This window comes from Streptomyces sp. HUAS ZL42, from assembly GCF_040782645.1.
Lineage (GTDB): Bacteria > Actinomycetota > Actinomycetes > Streptomycetales > Streptomycetaceae > Streptomyces.
In genome coordinates this window covers 7,539,007-7,554,718 of sequence record NZ_CP160403.1, presented here as the reverse complement: position 1 = coordinate 7,554,718, position 15,712 = coordinate 7,539,007, and the positions used below count along the sequence as shown (strand labels likewise).

Genomic DNA, 15,712 nt, shown 5'->3' with positions numbered 1-15,712 from the left:
GGATCATGACCACAGCCACTGATCTCTACCCCAGCCGAGGCGCGACCGAAGTGTCCGTCCCGCGTCAGGATCCGGTCGTGTGGGGCGCTCCCGACACGCCCGGCCCCATCCCGGCCGTCGACCTCCAGTCGTACGAGCGCGACGGCTTCCTCGCCCTCGAGCAGCTCATCACCGACGAGGAAGTCGCCGTCTACCGGCGGGAGCTGGAGCGGCTCGTCACCGACCCGGCGATCCGTGCCGACGAGCGGTCGATCGTCGAGCCGAAGTCGAAGGAGATCCGCTCCGTCTTCGAAGTGCACCGGATCAGCCGGGTCTTCGCCGAGCTGGTGCGCGACGAGCGGGTCGTCGGGCGGGCCCGGCAGATCCTCGGCTCGGACGTCTACGTCCACCAGTCGCGGATCAACGTCAAGCCGGGCTTCGGCGCCAGCGGCTTCTACTGGCACTCGGACTTCGAGACCTGGCACGCCGAGGACGGCCTGCCCAACATGCGAACGGTGTCCGTGTCGATCGCGCTGACCGAGAACTACGCCACCAACGGCGCCCTCATGATCATGCCGGGGTCGCACCGCACCTTCCTCGGCTGTGCGGGGGCCACGCCGAAGGACAACTACAAGCAGTCGCTGCAGATGCAGGACGCCGGCACCCCGTCGGACGAGGCGCTGACCGCCATGGCCTCGCAGTACGGCATCAAGCTGTTCACGGGCCGGGCCGGTTCGGCGACCTGGTTCGACTGCAACTGCATGCACGGCTCCGGCGACAACATCACACCGTTCCCGCGCAGCAACGTGTTCATCGTGTTCAACAGCGTGGAGAACCAGGCGGTCGAGCCCTTCGCGGCACCGGTGCGCAGGCCGGCGTTCATCGGAGCCAGGGATTTCACTCCGGTGACGTAAGCCGCGCTCGACCGGGGCATCGGAGCACGGGACTTCACGCCGGTTGGATAAGTCCCGCTCCGGAGCGGGCGGCCGTCACAGCCACGACAGTGACGCCGCCCGCTCCAGCACGTCGTGTACGACCCCCGCGTCCCCCGACTCGGTGCGCGGGACCGCGTCCGGCGCGTACCGTCCGCCGACCAGCAGGCAGAAGTCGACTGGATCCAGGGCGAGTTCGGCCCGTACGGGCTCGTCCGCGGAACCCAGCACCCACTCGTCCGCACCCTCGACCGCGAAGAGGACCGGCGGCGCGGTGGGTCCGAGGGCCGCGCCCAGGATGCGTACCGCGAGCCGGACCAGCCGCCCCAGATGCTCCTCGGGCGGCGGCGGGACGGTGAGGCCCAGGGCGCGGCCGATGTCGTCGGTGTGGATCCACGTCTCGAAGGCGCGCACCAGGAAGTGTTCGGCGACGGGCAGCCGTAGGCCCATCAACGTCATGGCCCGCGCGGCCCGTTCGTGGTCCCGGGCCTCGGGTGTGGCCAGCAGGCCGGCCGCCTGCGCGGACCAGGCGGCGACGGTCTCCTCGGGGGTACGGCCGCGCTCGTGGGCGATGACGTCGGCGGTGCGCCGGTTCCAGGCGTCGTCCGGACCGGTTCCCTCGGGCATCCGGGAGGGCGGCACCCGCGCGGCGAGACCCAGCAACTCCGCCAGCTGCTCGTCGGCGGCGATGAGGTGGGCGACGGTCGCGTGCACGTCCCAGTCGTGCACGACCGGCGTCGTCCAGCGGCCCGCGGCCTCGGGGAGCAGCACCCTCAGCGCGGACACCGCGGCGGCGTAGGGGGCGGCGTGCTCGGCCACGCGCGGTACGGCGGGTCGCGCCCGTACGGCGACGGACAGGACGGCATCGAGAGCGGGGCCGCCGGGAGCGGACCCGCCCGGCGTCGGCCCGTCCAGCAGGCCCACCGTGTCCCGCAGCCGTGCCGCCTCCGCCGCGCAGCTGTCGCACTCGGCCAGGTGGGGGAGGACCGTCCGCTCCTCGGCTGGTGGCAGGGCACCGAAGGCCCATGCGGCCAGCAGGTCCCGTACGCCGTCGTGCTCGGTGCTCACCGCACCCCACCTCCTTCCCCTGCCCGACACCCTGCCCGACACCCTGTCGCCATCATGCGCCTCTTTCCAGCGCGGGGTCCGGCGGGTCGGCCAAAGTCTCCGCCAAGGTGCGCAGGGCGGTGCGCAGCCTGGTCTTGGCGGTGCCCTCGGGGATGCCGAGGTCTGCGGCTGCCTGCCGGTAGGTCCGGCCGGCGAAGTAGGCGAGGTGCACGACCTCCCGTTGCGGCTGCGGGAGTTCGGCGAGGGCGCTGTGCAGGAGCAGGGAGCGCTCACGGTCGACGACGGCCTCGTCGGGGCCGGGGCCGGGCGCGGGCATGGCCTGCAGCGCCGAGTCGTCGGCGCCGGCGTCCTTGCGGTGCCGGGCCTCGCTGCGCACCCAGTCCACGGCCCGCCGGTGCGCGACCATGGACAGCCAGGTGCGCAGGCTGCCGCGGCTCGCGTCGAAGGCGTACGGCCTGCTCCACAGCTGGGCGAAGACCTCCTGCGCCACGTCCTCGGCGGCCGCCGCGCTGTGGGTGACCCGCACGGCGACCCGTCGCACCAGCCCGCCGTACGCCGCGTACGCCTCGGCCAGCGCGGACTCGTCGCCGTACACGAGCCGCCGGTGCAGCTCGGCGTCGGCGGTCGGTTGTACGGACGTATCGCCCGTGGACTCCACGGCACCACCACCCCTGGTGCCTTTCCTAGCGTCCCGGCGGAGTCCGCGCCAGTGGTTCAGGAAGACAGGACGTCCAGGATGCGATCGACGTCCTGGGTGGTGTTGTACAGATGGAAGGAAGCGCGCAAGTTGCCCGCGCGGTTGGAGACTTCGATGCCCGCCGCGCTCAACTCCGGCTGGCGGTGGCCGAGTCCGGGCACGGACACGATCGCCGAGCCGGGAGCGGGCACGGGTGCGTGGCCGAGCCTGGCGAGTCCCGCGCGGAAGCGGTCGGCGAGGGCCAGGTCGTGGGCGTGCACCGCGTGCACGCCGAGTTCCTCGACGAGAGCGAGGGAGTGGCGCAGACCGGCGTAGGCGAAGAGGGCGGGGCTCACGTCGAAGCGGCGGGCGGAGTGGGCGAGTTCGGTGACGGGGCCGTAGCAGCTGTCCCAGGGGGTCTCCCCCGCGACCCAGCCGGCCAGCACCGGCGTCAGTCCGCCGAAGTCCTCCGGGACGACCAGGAAGGCCGCCCCGTGCGGGCCGAGCAGCCACTTGAAGGTGATGGAGACGGCGTAGTCGTAGGCGCCGGCCTCCATCGGCAGCCAGCCGGCGGACTGGGAGAAGTCGACGTACGTACGGGTGCCGTGCTCGCGGGCGGCCTCCCGCAGTGCGGGCAGGTCGGCGATCCGGCCGTCGGCGGACTGTGCGGCGCTGACCGCGACGAGCGCGGTGCCCGGGCGGACGGACTCGGCGATCCGTTCCAGCGGCACGGCCCGCACCTTGAGGTCGCCGCGGGTGTGGAAGGGGTTCACGACGGAGGCGAAGTCGTCCTCGGCGGTCAGGACCTCGGCGCCCGCGGGCAGCGAGGCCGCGACCAGCCCGGTGTGCGCGGCGACGGAGGCGCCCGCCGCCACCCGGGCGGCCGGGACGCCGGCCAGCCGGGCGAAGGCGGACCGGGCCGCCTCCACGTCGGCGAACAGCGGGTCCAGCGGCCTGCCCTCGGCCCGCAGCCGCACGGCCTCCCGCAAAGCGGTCACGGTACGGGCCGGAAGCAGCCCGCTGCTCGCGGTGTTCAGGTAGGTGTTCTTCGGGGCGAACTCGGCACGGACGAGGCTCTCGAAGGTCTCCATGGGTCCACTGTGCGGCCCCCGGAAGCCATAGTCCATTGCGGATTTTTACGTGGTTTCCCTAAACAACGCTTATGGATCGGCCCTGACCTGGGCGTTTCAGTGCTGCGGCACCGCACACCCGTCCGGGCCGCAGGCGTCCGCGCCGCCGTCGTCGATCAGCTTCAGGGGCGAGTGCTCGCCCCACGCCTGGGTCAGCGCCTGCGCGAAGACCTCGGCGGGCTGGGCGCCGGAGACGCCGTACTTGCGGTCGAGGACGAAGAAGGGCACCCCGTTGGCACCGAGCTGGGCGGCCTCGCGCTCGTCGGCGCGGACCTCGTCGGCGTACGCGGCCGGGTCGGCGAGCACCTTGCGGGCGGCGTCGGCGTCGAGACCGGCCTCGACGGCGAGCTCCACCAGCCGCTCGTCACCCTCGGAGAAGAGGGACCGCTCCTCGGCGAAGTTGGCCCGGTACAGGATCTGGATCAGCTCGTCCTGCCGGCCCTGCTCCTTGGCGAAGTGGAGCAGACGGTGCATGTCGAAGGTGTTGCCGTGGTCGCGGTCCCGGGTGCGGTAGTCCAGACCCTCGGCGGCCGCCTGCGCGCCCAGGTTGTCCTCACCGGCCAGGGCCTGCGCCTCGCTCATGCCGTACTTGCGGGTGAGCATGGTGATCACCGGCTGGACGTCGTCCTTGGCGCGGCCGGGGTCCAGTTCGAAGGACCGGTGCATCACCTCGACCCGGTCGCGGTGGGGGAAGGCCTCGAGCGCCTTCTCGAAGCGGGCCTTGCCGACGTAGCACCACGGACAGGCGATGTCCGACCAGATCTCGACGCGCATGCTCTCGGCTCTCTCCAGGTCGTACGGGTACGGAGACTCCCTCCGCCGGGTACATGAACGTTCAAGCAGCCGGGATCATTCCCCGGGCACGGAGAAGCGCAGGTGCAGGTGGTGGTCCCCCTCGGCCGGCGGGTTCCGCGGGTCCGGGACCCAGCCCTGCCGGGCGTAGAAGGCCTGGGCGCGCCGGTTGTCGACGTGCACGTCGAGCAGGGCGGTCCGGCGGCCGTCGGCGCGCCACTCCTCGACGCAGGCCGTGTGCAGGGCCGTGCCGACGCCGGAGCGCCAGTGGCCGGGGTCGACGTGGAACTGGAACAGCTTGACCGTGTCCGGCGCGCAGCCCTCCGGGGTGCGGAAGGACGCGAGGCCGACGATCCGGCCCTCCACGACCACGCACAGCACATGCCCGTCGGGCCGCTCGATGGCCGCGCGCCAGTCGGCGAGCCAGTCGGTGCCCTCCTGCGGGGCCCCGTGCGGGTGGTACGTCGCCCGAGCTCGCGCATGCAGGGCGACGACGGCCTCCACCTCGGCGGGCACGGCGGTACGGATCACTCGGCCTGCGGTCGCTCGCTCACTGATCATGCAACGGAGGACGAGGGGCCGGGCGGTCCGGTTCCGTTCAGCTTCCGTCTCTGAGGTCGTCCGGCCAGGCAGGCCGGAACTCCAGGTGGTCGTACGTGACCACACACCCCTCCCCCATCGGCGACTGGGTCATGAAACCGACCAGGGCGTCGTCCGTCTCCTTCTCGTCGCCCAGCGTGAACAGCCGGACGAAGGTCCAGCGCTCGCCGTCGCGGGAGGCGTGGAAGGCAAAGGCGCGCCCGGTGCGGCTGACCCGCAGCCACACCGAACTCCCCTCCACGGTGAAGGAGTTGGCGTCGTCGGAGTGCCCCCGTGTGACCACCGTGCAGACGGTGGGCACATCCGGGGAGTACTCCAGACAGAGCTTGGCCCAGGCCCGCTCACCGACATGGACGTACAGCACCCCGGCGTCGAAGGAGGCGTTGAACCCGACGGTGACGCGGGCGATCAACTGGAACTCCCCTTCGGGAGCCCCCAGGAGACGCGGCGCGTCGGAGGCGGGGTCGAGCCCGTCACCGGTGGGCGGCACGAACCGGTCCTGCCGGGAACCGGCCCACCCGGTGAGGACACCGTCCTCGTAGGACCAGTGCCCGTCGGGACCATAGGTACGGAGGGGAAAGGGAAGTTCGGGAAGCTCGACGTCCATTACCTGATTATCCCAGGTTCAGTTGTGCGCCTTCAGGGGCACGCGGCTACGACGCTACCGCTCCAGCTGCCCGTTGAACCGGCGGGGCAGCCCCAGCGCGTTCTCATCGCGAAGCTCCACCGGCAGCAGCGCCTGCGGAGCGTTCTGATAGACAACCGGCCGCAGCCACCGCTCGATGGCGGTACCGCCCACAGACGTGGACGTCGACGTGGTCGCCGGGTACGGCCCTCCGTGATGCTGAGCCGGGGCAACCGCAACTCCCGTCGGCCACCCGTTCACCAGCACACGCCCCGCAAGCGGCGTCAGCTCCGCGAGGATCTCCGCGCCACGCCCCTCACCGGCCGCCTCCTCCGCGGACAGGTGAACGGTCGCGGTGAGGTTCCCCGGCAGCCGGGACAGCACACCCCGTACCTCGGTGTCGTCCTCGTAGCGGGCCACGACGGTCACCGGCCCGAAGCATTCCTCGAGGAGAAGGTCGTACTCGCTCTCGGACGCCAGTCGGCTCGCCGGCACCGTCAGGAAGCCCGCGCTCACGGTGTGCTCGCCGCCCGCGCCCGGCGTCACCGGCGACTCCACGTCGGCAAGCTCCGTACGCTCGGCGACCCCGGCGACGAAGTTGTCCCGCATGCGGTGGTCGAGCAGCACACCGGACTCCGTGTCGCTGACCGCGTCCGTCAGCGACTTGACCAGCCCGTCGCCCGCCGCACCGGTGGGCACCAGCACGAGCCCCGGCTTCACGCAGAACTGACCGACGCCGAGCGTCATCGAGCCCGCGAGCCCGGCGCCGATCGCCTCGGCGCGCTCGGCGGCCGCGGCCTCCGTCACCACCACGGGGTTGAGGGAGCCCAGCTCGCCGTGGAAGGCGATCGGCACCGGCCGGGCGGCGGCCGCGTCGAAGAGGGCGCGGCCTCCCCGGATCGAACCGGTGAAGCCCGCCGCGGACACCAGCGGGTGCTTGATCAGCTCGACGCCGGCCTCGAAGCCGTGCACCAGGCCCACGACCTCCGCGGGGATGTCGTGCTCGGCGGCGGCCGTCCGCAGGACCTTGGCGACCAGCTCGGACAGGGCCGGGTGGTCGGGGTGGGCCTTGACGACGACCGGGCAGCCCGCGGCAAGCGCGCTCGCGGTGTCGCCGCCGGCGACCGAGAAGGCGAAGGGGAAGTTGGAGGCCGAGTAGACGGCCACGACGCCCAGCGGCACCTTGTAGCGGCGCAGGTCCGGGACGGGCGGGGTGGCGGTGTCGTCGGGGTGGTTGATCACCACGTCGAGGAAGGCGCCCTCGTCGACGATGTCCGCGAAGGCCCGCAGCTGGTAGCAGGTGCGGGCGAGCTCGCCGGTCAGGCGGACCGGGCCGAGCGCGGTCTCGGCGTCGGCGGCCTCGACGAGCTGGTCCTTGGCGGACTCGAGCCGCGCGGCGGCGGCGCGCAGGAACGCCGAGCGCACCGAACGGTCGGCGAGGGAGCCGCGCACGTCGTGCGCGGCGCGGACGGCGGCGTCCACCTCCTGGACTGTGGCCTCCACCGCAACCTGTTCACGCTGCTTCCCGGTACGGGGGTCGACACTCCAGACTGGTGCTGCTGCCACCGCAGGTCCCTTTCACGTCGATGCCGTAATGCCGCATGCAATACCGCAGTTACTAGGTCATCCACCAGGGATGTTCGATATACTGAACACTGTCTCTGATGATGAATATGCTGTCGGAGACTATTTCGCGTCGAACGAAGGGGTCAAGGCCGATGTCGGCAGGCGAGACGGGGGGCGGGGCGCAGGTCAAGTCCGCCGTACGGACGGTTGAGCTGCTCGAGTACTTCGCCGGACGACCCGGAATGCACTCCCTCGCGGCGGTCCAGGAGGCGGTCGGCTATCCCAAGTCCAGCCTGTACATGCTGCTGCGCACGCTCGTGGAGCTGGGCTGGGTGGAGACGGACGCCACGGGCACGCGGTACGGCATCGGCGTACGGGCGCTGCTCGTCGGCACGTCGTACATCGACGGCGACGAGGTGGTGGCGGCGGCCCGCCCGACCCTGGACCGTCTGTCGGACGACACGACGGAGACGATCCACCTGGCGCGGCTCGACGGCACGAACGTCGTCTACCTGGCCACCCGCCAGTCCCAGCACTACCTGCGCCCCTTCACCAGGGTCGGCCGCCGCCTCCCCGCCCACTCCACCTCGCTCGGCAAGGCGCTGCTCAGCACGTACACGGACGAGCAGGTCCGCAAGATGCTCCCGGAGACGCTCCCCGCTCTCACCGAGAACACGATCACCGACCGGGAGAAGCTCATCGAGGAGCTGCACCAGGTGCGGGAGCAGGGCTTCGCCGTCGACCGCGAGGAGAACACGCTGGGCCTGCGCTGCTTCGGCGTGGCCATCCCCTACCGCACGCCGGCCCGCGACGCGATCAGCTGCTCGGTGCCGGTGGCGCGCCTGACCCCGGCGCACGAGCAGATGGTGAAGGACGCCCTGTTCGACGCGCGTGACCGTCTCACACTCGCCACCCGGAGGCTCTGACCTGTGAATGTCGTTCTGCGCGAGGTCCACGACAGCGATCTGCCGGTCTTCTTCCGGATGATGAACGACCCGGAGGCCGTCCGGATGGCGGCGTTCACCCCGCCGGACCCTAGGGACCGGGATGCCTTCGAAGCGCACTGGAAGCGGATCCGGGCGTCCGCCGACATAGTGGCGCGGACGGTCCTCGCCGACGGGGACGTCGTGGGGAGCGCGTCGGTGTACGGCGAGCCGGGCGAGCGGGAGGTCACGTACTGGATCGACCGCGCCTACTGGGGCCGGGGCCTGGCCACGACCGCGCTGCGCGGCCTGCTGGCCGAGGTGCCGGAGCGTCCGCTGTACGCGCGGGCGGCGGCGGACAACGCGGGTTCGCGGCGCGTCCTGGAGAAGTGCGGCTTCCGGGTCACCGCCCGGACCACGGGATACGCGCACGCGCGGGGCGAGAACATCGACGAGGTCGTGCTGACGCTCGACGCCTGAGGCCGTCGCACATGAGGCGTACATGAACGCTCGATGAGAAAGCGGGCGGAGGGGAACGGTCCCCGCCGTCCCGCTCGTCCTCTTGACCGGGATGAACAAGACGATCAGGCGGGCGTCCGTCTTCGCGCTGCTCCTCGCGTTCGCTCTGCTCGTCATGGCCACTTGGGTGCAGTTCTACGACGGCCAGGCCCTCGCGGAAGACAAGGACAACCGGCGCAACGCGATCGTTCCGAGGTGAGCGGTAATGGCCTGGCGGCACCGGTTGCCAAGGCGATGATGCAGGCGGCGCTGGAGAACTGAGCCTGGGCTGCGCGATCAACTGCGGGCCGTCCGTGGCTGATCGCGCCCGCGCGGCGGTGCCGCATATCGATGCGGCCCCGCCGCCCCTTAGCAGCGCTTACCTGACGCCCAGAATCTGCTCGATCGGGTCGATCGCGAAGTACACCACGAACAGCGCCGAGGCCCCCCACAGCAGCCAGTGGATGTCCTTCGCCTTGCCCAGCACCGTCCTGATCACCACGTACGCCAGGAAGCCGGCGCCGATGCCGTTGGTGATGGAGTACGTGAACGGCATCACGGCGATCGTCAGGAACGCGGGGATGGCGATCTCGTACTTGTCCCAGTCGATGTTCTTGACCTGGGTCATCATCAGGAAGCCGACCGCGACGAGCGCGGGCGCGGCCGCCTGCAGCGGGACGATGGTCAGCAGCGGGGTCAGGAACAGGGCGAGGGCGAACAGGCCGCCGGTGACCAGGTTGGAGAAGCCGGTGCGCGAGCCCTCGCCGACGCCGGCCGCCGACTCGATGTAGGAGGTCGCGGAGGAGGCGGAGGACGCACCGCCGGCGACCGCGGCCGCGCCGTCGATGAGCAGCACCCGGCCGAGGCCCGGCACCTTGCCCTCCTCGTCGAGGAGGCCCGCCTCCGCGCTGATGCCGACGACCGTGCCCATGGTGTCGAAGAAGTCGGACAGGATCAGCGTGAAGACCAGCAGGACGACGGTGACGGCGCTGGTCTCGCCGAAGGCGCCGAACAGGCTGAAGTGGCCGATGAGTCCGAAGTCGGGGGTGTCGACGACCTTGTCCGGCCAGGCGGGTGTGGTCAGGCCCCAGGTCTTGATGTCGGCGATCGAGTTGATGACGATCGCGACGACGGTCATGGTGACGATGCTGATCAGGATGGCGCCCTTGACCTTGCGGGCGAGCAGACCGATCGTCAGCAGCACACCGAGACAGAAGACGAGGACGGGCCAGCCGGTGAGGGCGCCGGCGCCGCCGAGCTGCACGGGGACGGTGGTGCCCGCCGCATCCGGGATGCGGCTGACGAATCCGGCGTCGACGAAGCCGATGAAGGCGATGAACAGGCCGATTCCCACGCTGATCGCCTGCTTGAGCGCCTGCGGGATGGCGTGCATGACGGCCTCGCGCAGTCCGGTCACCACCAGCACGCAGATCAGCAGGCCTTCGAGGACGATGAGTCCCATCGCGTCGTCCCAGCTCATCAGCGGGGCGATCTGGAAGGCGACGACCGCGTTCAGCCCGAGGCCGGCGGCGAGCGCGAGGGGCAGGTTGCCGCCGACGCCCATGATGATCGTCATGACCGCGGCCACCAGGGCGGTGGCGGTGGTGAGTTGGACGGTGTCGAGCTGGTGGCCGAACTTGTCCTTGGCGCTGCCCAGGATGATGGGATTCAGGACAAGGATGTAGGCCATCGTGAAGAACGTGGCGAAGCCGCCGCGTATCTCACGGCCGAAGGTGGATCCCCGCTGGGAGATCTTGAAGTACCGGTCGACGCTGTTCACGCCCGGGGGCGCGGAACCCGCCCGGTCGGCCACCTTCTGCGATGCGGACATGGGGACGCTCCTTGTTGCCTGAATGATCGGTGTGCGGATGCTGGCTGGATTGTTCCCCCGTTGAACCCGTTTCAGGTTTTCCCCGTGTTACGGAATCAGGTTCGCGCGACCATACGGTGTTCGAAGCCCCGTACGATCCCCCGTCATTGATCACTGCTACGCTTCCGGATCTCGTCCCGAGATCTCCCCGGGATGTCCTCATGTCATTCACATGACACAGCGCAGACAACCCCGGTCACCTGCCGGAATCCGTATCGAGAAGAGGTCACCCGTGGGCACAGTCGTCGACGACGCCGCCTCCGTGGAGTTCCATGCCTTCTTCGAACGCCATCACGCCGAACTGGCGCGGCTCGCCCACATGTTGACCGGCGAGGCGGACGCCGCCGACGACCTCGCGGCGGACGCGCTCCTCGCGCTGTGGCACCGCTGGGACCGGGTGCGCGCGGCCGATCACCCGGTGGCGTACGCGCGCGGCGTCGTCGCCAACCTGGCCCGCACCCGCATCCGCAGTGCCGTCCGGGAGCGCCGCAGGATCGCACTGTTCTGGTCGCAACGCGAAGAGAACACCGAAAACCCCGACATAGCAGGTGTTGTGGACGTGCAGTCCGCGCTGCGTAGACTCCCGTTCCGCAAACGGGCCTGCGTGGTGCTGCGGCACGCCTTCGACCTCTCGGAGAAGGACACCGCACTCGCCCTGGGGGTCTCGGTGGGTACGGTGAAGAGCCAGACCTCAAAGGGAATGGCCGAGCTGCAGAAGCTGCTCGGCACACAGAAGGCTCCGCTACGGATGCATGCCGCGATGGCGCGCACCGGTGAGGCCGGAGGAAGGGACCGATGACGATGCAGCGGGACGTGCACGACGAGCTGCGCGCCCGGCTGCACGAGGCGGCCGAGGCGCACCAACCGGACCGGGCCCGCATCCTGGCCCGGATCGAGCGCGGCATGACCGAGCAGACCCGCGCCGACCACCGGGCCACGCGTCCGCAGGTGTGGGGCTGGGCGCGGATCGTGAGCGCCACGGCCGCGGTCGCGGGCATGCTCGCGGTCGGCGGATACGCGGTGGCGTCCGCGGTGAAGGACGAACCCGCGCAGCAGCAGACGGTCGCGGTCTCCCCGACGCCGGTCCACTCACCGGATGCCACGCACCGCCCGCCCGCCTCGCAGCGTCCCACGCCGAGCTCCGGCGCCGCGCAGAACTCGCCCAGGCCGAGCAAGTCCTCCTCACCCACTCCCGAGTCCAAGCCCTCCACCTCCGTCAGCGTGCTGCCGCCGGTCGACCGCGTCGAGGACGGGCCGCTGTGGTCGGACGGCTCGGTGGACCCGCACAGCAACGAGTTCTGGGCGCAGAGCAACGTCACCCTCAAGACGTCGGCGCAACTGACCGCGCTCACCGTGCAGTTGAAGATCGCGCAGACGGGCGGGGTCTCCTCGGCCGGCGCCTGGCGCTCCCTGCCGGAGCAGGACTTCACCCTGACGGTCACCGAGCAGGACGGCTTCCTCGTCTACACCTGGGTGCTCAAGGAGGGCCGTACGGCCCAGGCGGGCGACTGGGTGTTCGCGGGGCAGTACAACCACGACCGCGGCGGCCGGGACGCCAAGGGCGACAGCTACACGATCACGGCCACCGCCGACGGCGAGCAGCGTTCGGTGGGCGGCGACTTCGCGGCCCAGTCCGGCTCCGCGGGCGACTCGTAAAAAATCCGGAGACGCGGCAACCCTTTCCCCGCGCGTGGCGACCAGGAGACGCAAGCATCCTCCCCCACGCAAGGAATGGGCATGACTGCACGAGCCGAACAACGCATCCGCCACCGCCGCCGGGTCACGGGACGGCGGGCCGCGATCGCGGGCACCGCGGCCCTCGGCATCACGGGCGCGGCGATCTTCACCACGACGATGCTCTCCTCCGCCGGCGCCGCGTCCTCCTGGCCGACCGCCAACGGCAGCAAGGCCGTGTCGTCGACGATCAAGGTGTCGGGGCGGCGGCGGCAACGACACCGCGTCCTTCCCGGCCTACATCTGGAAGGACGTCAACAACGGCGTCCTGGTCCACTTCAAGCTGACCAAGGAGCAGGCGGCCGCCGCGCACACCCTCCGGATCGGCGTGACGGACGCGTTCGCCAACGGCCGGCCTCGCGTGACGGTGAACGGCTGGGTCTCAGCCATCCCCGCGGCCCCCACCCAGCCCGCCACCCGCTCCCTCACCACGGGTTCGTACCGGGGAAACAACCACAGGTTCACTTTCAGCGTCCCTTCCAGTGCATGGAAGACGGACACCTCCCGGTACAACGTCCTGAAGATCGACGTCGTCAGTGGTTCGGGCGGCTCGGGCCATCTCAGCGCGGGCACCTCGTTCGACTGCATCGATCTGCTGGCCTGAGTCCCCCCTCAAGGCCGGCAGGCCGGCTGGAGCCCCCACCCGGCCGGCACGAGAAACGCCCCCGTCGGTGACGGCCGACGGGGGCGTTTCCATGCGCCGGCGCCCTAGTTCATGGTCGAGCCGATGGCCGTCGAGCCCGTGGTGAGGAAGGCGGTGGCGGGCAGCGACCCGTCCGACTTCCTCGCGCCGTACGTCGTCGTCGCGTCCGTCGACTTGAACGAAGGCGTGCTCACCCCGCTGTCCCAGTTGTTGGCCGCGGACACCGTGGACCTGCCCAGCTTGGACAGTCCGCCCTTGTTGCTCACCGACAGGTTCCGCGCGAGTCGCGCCTTGCCCGTGGCGAAGTAGAAGCCGGCCTGCGCGTTGGAGTACGCGGTGTTCCGGTTGAGGACGATCGCCCCGGTGTTGGAGTTCTCGGTGAACCCGTTCAGCGTGTTGTCCCAGGCGGCGTTGTTGTTGACGACGTGGGCGACGGCGACGCCACCGCCGCCCAGCTTGAACCCGTTGCCGTTGCCCTCGAAGGCCGAGTCGTTCCAGCGGTTCTTGCCGTTGCCGAAGGCCCAGGAGTGGTCGATGGTGAGCGACGAGGAGAACTGCCAGAGGTCGAGCCCGTCATCCGCATTGTTGTACAGGCGCGCGCCGGTGATCTTGTTGCCCGTGCCGGAGCCGAACTTGATGGCGATGCCGTCCGCGTTCTGACCGTGGTTGGCGGCGTCGTAGTTGCCGTAACTGTCCAGGTTCTGCACGAGGTTGTTGACCGTGTTGTCGCCGCGCAGCGTGAACCCGGAGTCGCCGTTGCTGGCGGTGACCAGGTTCTTGAAGATCCCACCGGTGGACGAGGTGACGACGAAGCCCTGTGCCGGGGACTTCTGGAAGGTGAGGTTCTGGACGGTCCAGTAGCTGCCGTAGATCCCGGCGAGCCACGAGCCGGCCGGCAGCTTGGAGCCGTCGATCTTCACCTTCTCGCTGCCGTGGGCCTGAAGCGTGATGCGGGCCGAACTCGTGCCGCTGGCCGTGGACTTGAGGGTGGCCGTCGGATAGTACGTGCCCCCGCGGACCTGGATGACGGTGCCGGCGGCCGCGTTCTTCACGGCCGACTCCAGCTGTGCGGTGGTGGACACGGTGACCGTGGTCGAGGCGGCCTGCGCTCCGCCGTTCAACAGGCCGAGGTAGACGCCGCCTGCGCACGCGGCCATGGCCACGGCCGCGGCGATCGACAGGGTCCGCGTCCTGCGGTGGCGTCCGGTGCTCAGTAGCACTGGGCGTTCCTTTCCTAGGAGGTGGGGACGAAACGGGCCGGAGGGGCCGCCCCGGCCCGTTTCTGCACACCAGTCGCCACCGTGGCCGGAATAGGTTGCCGACCCCGCGCGAAGTCGGGCGAAACTTTCGATCCCCTTCCGCCCCTCCCCCTCCGATTGACCTTCGGGGCCCCGCTGGTGAGACTCCCGATGACCCCCATGCGACAGAATCCCCCAGACTCCCACAGGATGTGACATGCCCCACTACGCCGGCTACCTCTTCGCCTACTTCACCGGCGAGGGCACCGCCGACGGCGAGCAGATCCGCTACGCCCTCAGCCGCGGCAACGATCCCCTGCACTGGCGACGGGATCGTCCCCCGCTCGGCCCGTGGACCGAGCGGGGGACGATCCTGTCCAAGCGACCCGAGTACGGCATCCTCGCCACCGGCCACCACTCCGTGGTGAACACGCCCGGCACCGACGACTGGTACATCGTCTACCACCGGTTCGCACTCAACGGCCCCGGGAAGCCGGCCGGGGACGGCACGCACCGGGAAACGACCGTCGACCGCATGGAGTTCGCGGCCGACGGATCGATTCTCCCGGTGGTGCCGACCCTCGAGTCGATCAGGCCGGTACGAGGCGTCAGCTGACGAAGTACGTCGGGTTCGGCAGCTTGTACGTCCTGTCGGCGTAGCCGCCCTCGAGGTCCGAGTACTGGTCGCCGAAGTTGGCGATGACCTCGTACCCGAGGTCGTCCTCGATGTGCTTGCGGGTGCCGGACTTGTACTGGACGGTGGTGCAGGTCCAGGTGCCCGGGGTGGCGCAGGCGCTCAGGTAGGCCGGCGGGTTCGCCTTGTCCTTGAGGAACATGTGGCCGGCGTCGAGGTTCACATCGGCGCCGATCTTCTTCAGGTTCGCGACCGCGGCGGTGCGCTGCGCCTCGCTCAGGCCCGAGTTGTAGAAGACCTCGACGCCCTTGGACTCGGCGTACTGAACCAGCTCGGGGCTGCCGAACACGGCCGGGCGGTCGGCCTTGTTCACGTAGTCGGCCCAGGTGGTGGGGTTGTACGTGTAGTTGTAGCGCTTCTCGTAGTCGAGGCTGAGCAGCAGTGTGTCGTCGATGTCGAAGACGACCGCGGGCTTCTCGCCCTTCTTCTTCGCCTTTCGGGCCGCCTTGTCGATGTACTTGCGGGCGGCCTTGTCGATGCTCGCGAGGTCCTTGGCGTACTGGCTGTCCTTGGACGCCTGGTACACGCCGTTGCCGTCGAGCGTGGTGCCGTAGTAGGTGTCGATGTCCTTCACCAGGAGCCCGATGTTGTAGGGCTCGTGGGTGGAGTTGGCCGTGGACTGGCCGGCCGTGGCGGCACCGGCACCGTAGAGGGCGCCGCCGGCGAGGGTGCAGGCGGCGACGAGGGCCGCGATGCGATATGGCTTATGCATGACAGGTTTTCTACGCGCGTCACCCTACTGAG

At 70.2% G+C, this 15,712-nt stretch carries 17 protein-coding genes and 2 pseudogenes; 9 read left to right on the top strand and 10 right to left on the bottom strand.

The window, feature by feature from the left end; all coding sequences use genetic code 11:
• Nucleotides 1-5: 5 nt before the first annotated feature.
• A complete protein-coding gene (gene thpD, locus ABZO29_RS34420) occupies nt 6-893 on the top strand; it encodes an ectoine hydroxylase (protein WP_367324092.1) in 888 nt (295 codons plus the stop codon).
• 75 nt (nt 894-968) lie between these two features.
• On the opposite strand, the gene ABZO29_RS34415 is transcribed toward thpD, so the two are convergent.
• From ABZO29_RS34415 to ABZO29_RS34385, 7 genes are all read right to left on the bottom strand, one after another.
• Nucleotides 969-1,979 (bottom strand): maleylpyruvate isomerase family mycothiol-dependent enzyme, encoded by a 1,011-nt coding sequence (locus ABZO29_RS34415; protein ID WP_367324091.1) that lies wholly within the window; start codon nt 1,977-1,979, stop codon nt 969-971.
• Nucleotides 1,980-2,031: 52 nt separating this feature from the next.
• Nucleotides 2,032-2,637, bottom strand: a complete 606-nt coding sequence (locus tag ABZO29_RS34410) for an RNA polymerase sigma factor (RefSeq protein WP_367324090.1) — start codon at nt 2,635-2,637, stop codon at nt 2,032-2,034.
• 56 nt (nt 2,638-2,693) lie between these two features.
• Complete coding sequence (locus tag ABZO29_RS34405; RefSeq protein WP_367324089.1) at nt 2,694-3,746, bottom strand: aminotransferase class V-fold PLP-dependent enzyme; 1,053 nt, start codon at nt 3,744-3,746, stop codon at nt 2,694-2,696.
• A gap of 96 nt (nt 3,747-3,842) precedes the next feature.
• Nucleotides 3,843-4,559, bottom strand: a complete 717-nt coding sequence (locus ABZO29_RS34400) for a DsbA family oxidoreductase (RefSeq protein ID WP_367324088.1) — start codon at nt 4,557-4,559, stop codon at nt 3,843-3,845.
• A 75-nt stretch (nt 4,560-4,634) separates the two neighbouring features.
• Complete coding sequence (locus ABZO29_RS34395; RefSeq protein ID WP_367324087.1) at nt 4,635-5,138, bottom strand: N-acetyltransferase family protein; 504 nt, start codon at nt 5,136-5,138, stop codon at nt 4,635-4,637.
• A 37-nt stretch (nt 5,139-5,175) separates the two neighbouring features.
• Entirely contained in the window at nt 5,176-5,784 is a 609-nt protein-coding gene (locus ABZO29_RS34390; RefSeq protein WP_367324086.1) for a DUF1349 domain-containing protein, read from the bottom strand.
• A gap of 54 nt (nt 5,785-5,838) precedes the next feature.
• Nucleotides 5,839-7,368 carry an aldehyde dehydrogenase (NADP(+)) gene (locus ABZO29_RS34385; RefSeq protein ID WP_367324085.1) on the bottom strand — a complete coding sequence of 510 codons (1,530 nt, stop codon included), beginning with the start codon at nt 7,366-7,368 and terminating at the stop codon, nt 5,839-5,841.
• Nucleotides 7,369-7,520: 152 nt separating this feature from the next.
• On the opposite strand from ABZO29_RS34385, the gene ABZO29_RS34380 reads away from it, so the two are divergent.
• From ABZO29_RS34380 to ABZO29_RS34370, 3 genes are all read left to right on the top strand, one after another.
• Nucleotides 7,521-8,294 carry an IclR family transcriptional regulator gene (locus ABZO29_RS34380; RefSeq protein ID WP_037743746.1) on the top strand — a complete coding sequence of 258 codons (774 nt, stop codon included), beginning with the start codon at nt 7,521-7,523 and terminating at the stop codon, nt 8,292-8,294.
• Between the two features lie 3 nt (nt 8,295-8,297).
• A complete protein-coding gene (locus tag ABZO29_RS34375; RefSeq protein WP_367324084.1) occupies nt 8,298-8,771 on the top strand; it encodes a GNAT family N-acetyltransferase in 474 nt (157 codons plus the stop codon).
• A 91-nt stretch (nt 8,772-8,862) separates the two neighbouring features.
• Nucleotides 8,863-9,009, top strand: coding sequence for a hypothetical protein (locus tag ABZO29_RS34370; protein ID WP_367326441.1), 147 nt, complete (start codon nt 8,863-8,865; stop codon nt 9,007-9,009).
• A 159-nt stretch (nt 9,010-9,168) separates the two neighbouring features.
• Here the strand turns inward: ABZO29_RS34370 and ABZO29_RS34365 are convergent, their stop codons facing one another.
• Nucleotides 9,169-10,620 carry an NCS2 family permease gene (locus ABZO29_RS34365; protein WP_367324083.1) on the bottom strand — a complete coding sequence of 484 codons (1,452 nt, stop codon included), beginning with the start codon at nt 10,618-10,620 and terminating at the stop codon, nt 9,169-9,171.
• A gap of 271 nt (nt 10,621-10,891) precedes the next feature.
• Between ABZO29_RS34365 and ABZO29_RS34360 the strand changes: the two genes are divergently transcribed.
• The 4 genes and pseudogenes from ABZO29_RS34360 to ABZO29_RS34345 all read left to right on the top strand — a co-directional run.
• Nucleotides 10,892-11,458, top strand: coding sequence for a SigE family RNA polymerase sigma factor (locus ABZO29_RS34360; protein ID WP_367324082.1), 567 nt, complete (start codon nt 10,892-10,894; stop codon nt 11,456-11,458).
• Nucleotides 11,455-12,315 (top strand): hypothetical protein, encoded by an 861-nt coding sequence (locus tag ABZO29_RS34355; RefSeq protein WP_367324081.1) that lies wholly within the window; start codon nt 11,455-11,457, stop codon nt 12,313-12,315. Before ABZO29_RS34360 ends, ABZO29_RS34355 begins: the two co-directional genes overlap by 4 nt.
• A gap of 81 nt (nt 12,316-12,396) precedes the next feature.
• A pseudogene (locus ABZO29_RS34350) lies at nt 12,397-12,597 on the top strand (pectate lyase); the annotation flags it as partial.
• Between the two features lie 10 nt (nt 12,598-12,607).
• Nucleotides 12,608-12,997: pseudogene (locus tag ABZO29_RS34345) on the top strand (polysaccharide lyase family protein); the annotation flags it as partial.
• 104 nt (nt 12,998-13,101) lie between these two features.
• On the opposite strand, the gene ABZO29_RS34340 reads toward ABZO29_RS34345, so the two are convergent.
• Nucleotides 13,102-14,256 (bottom strand): right-handed parallel beta-helix repeat-containing protein, encoded by a 1,155-nt coding sequence (locus ABZO29_RS34340; RefSeq protein ID WP_367324080.1) that lies wholly within the window; start codon nt 14,254-14,256, stop codon nt 13,102-13,104.
• A 235-nt stretch (nt 14,257-14,491) separates the two neighbouring features.
• Between ABZO29_RS34340 and ABZO29_RS34335 the strand changes: the two genes are divergently transcribed.
• Nucleotides 14,492-14,890, top strand: a complete 399-nt coding sequence (locus ABZO29_RS34335) for a family 43 glycosylhydrolase (protein ID WP_367324079.1) — start codon at nt 14,492-14,494, stop codon at nt 14,888-14,890.
• On the opposite strand, the gene ABZO29_RS34330 is transcribed toward ABZO29_RS34335, so the two are convergent.
• Complete coding sequence (locus ABZO29_RS34330; RefSeq protein WP_367324078.1) at nt 14,883-15,680, bottom strand: HAD family acid phosphatase; 798 nt, start codon at nt 15,678-15,680, stop codon at nt 14,883-14,885. The genes ABZO29_RS34335 and ABZO29_RS34330 overlap by 8 nt on opposite strands.
• Nucleotides 15,681-15,712: the final 32 nt, after the last annotated feature.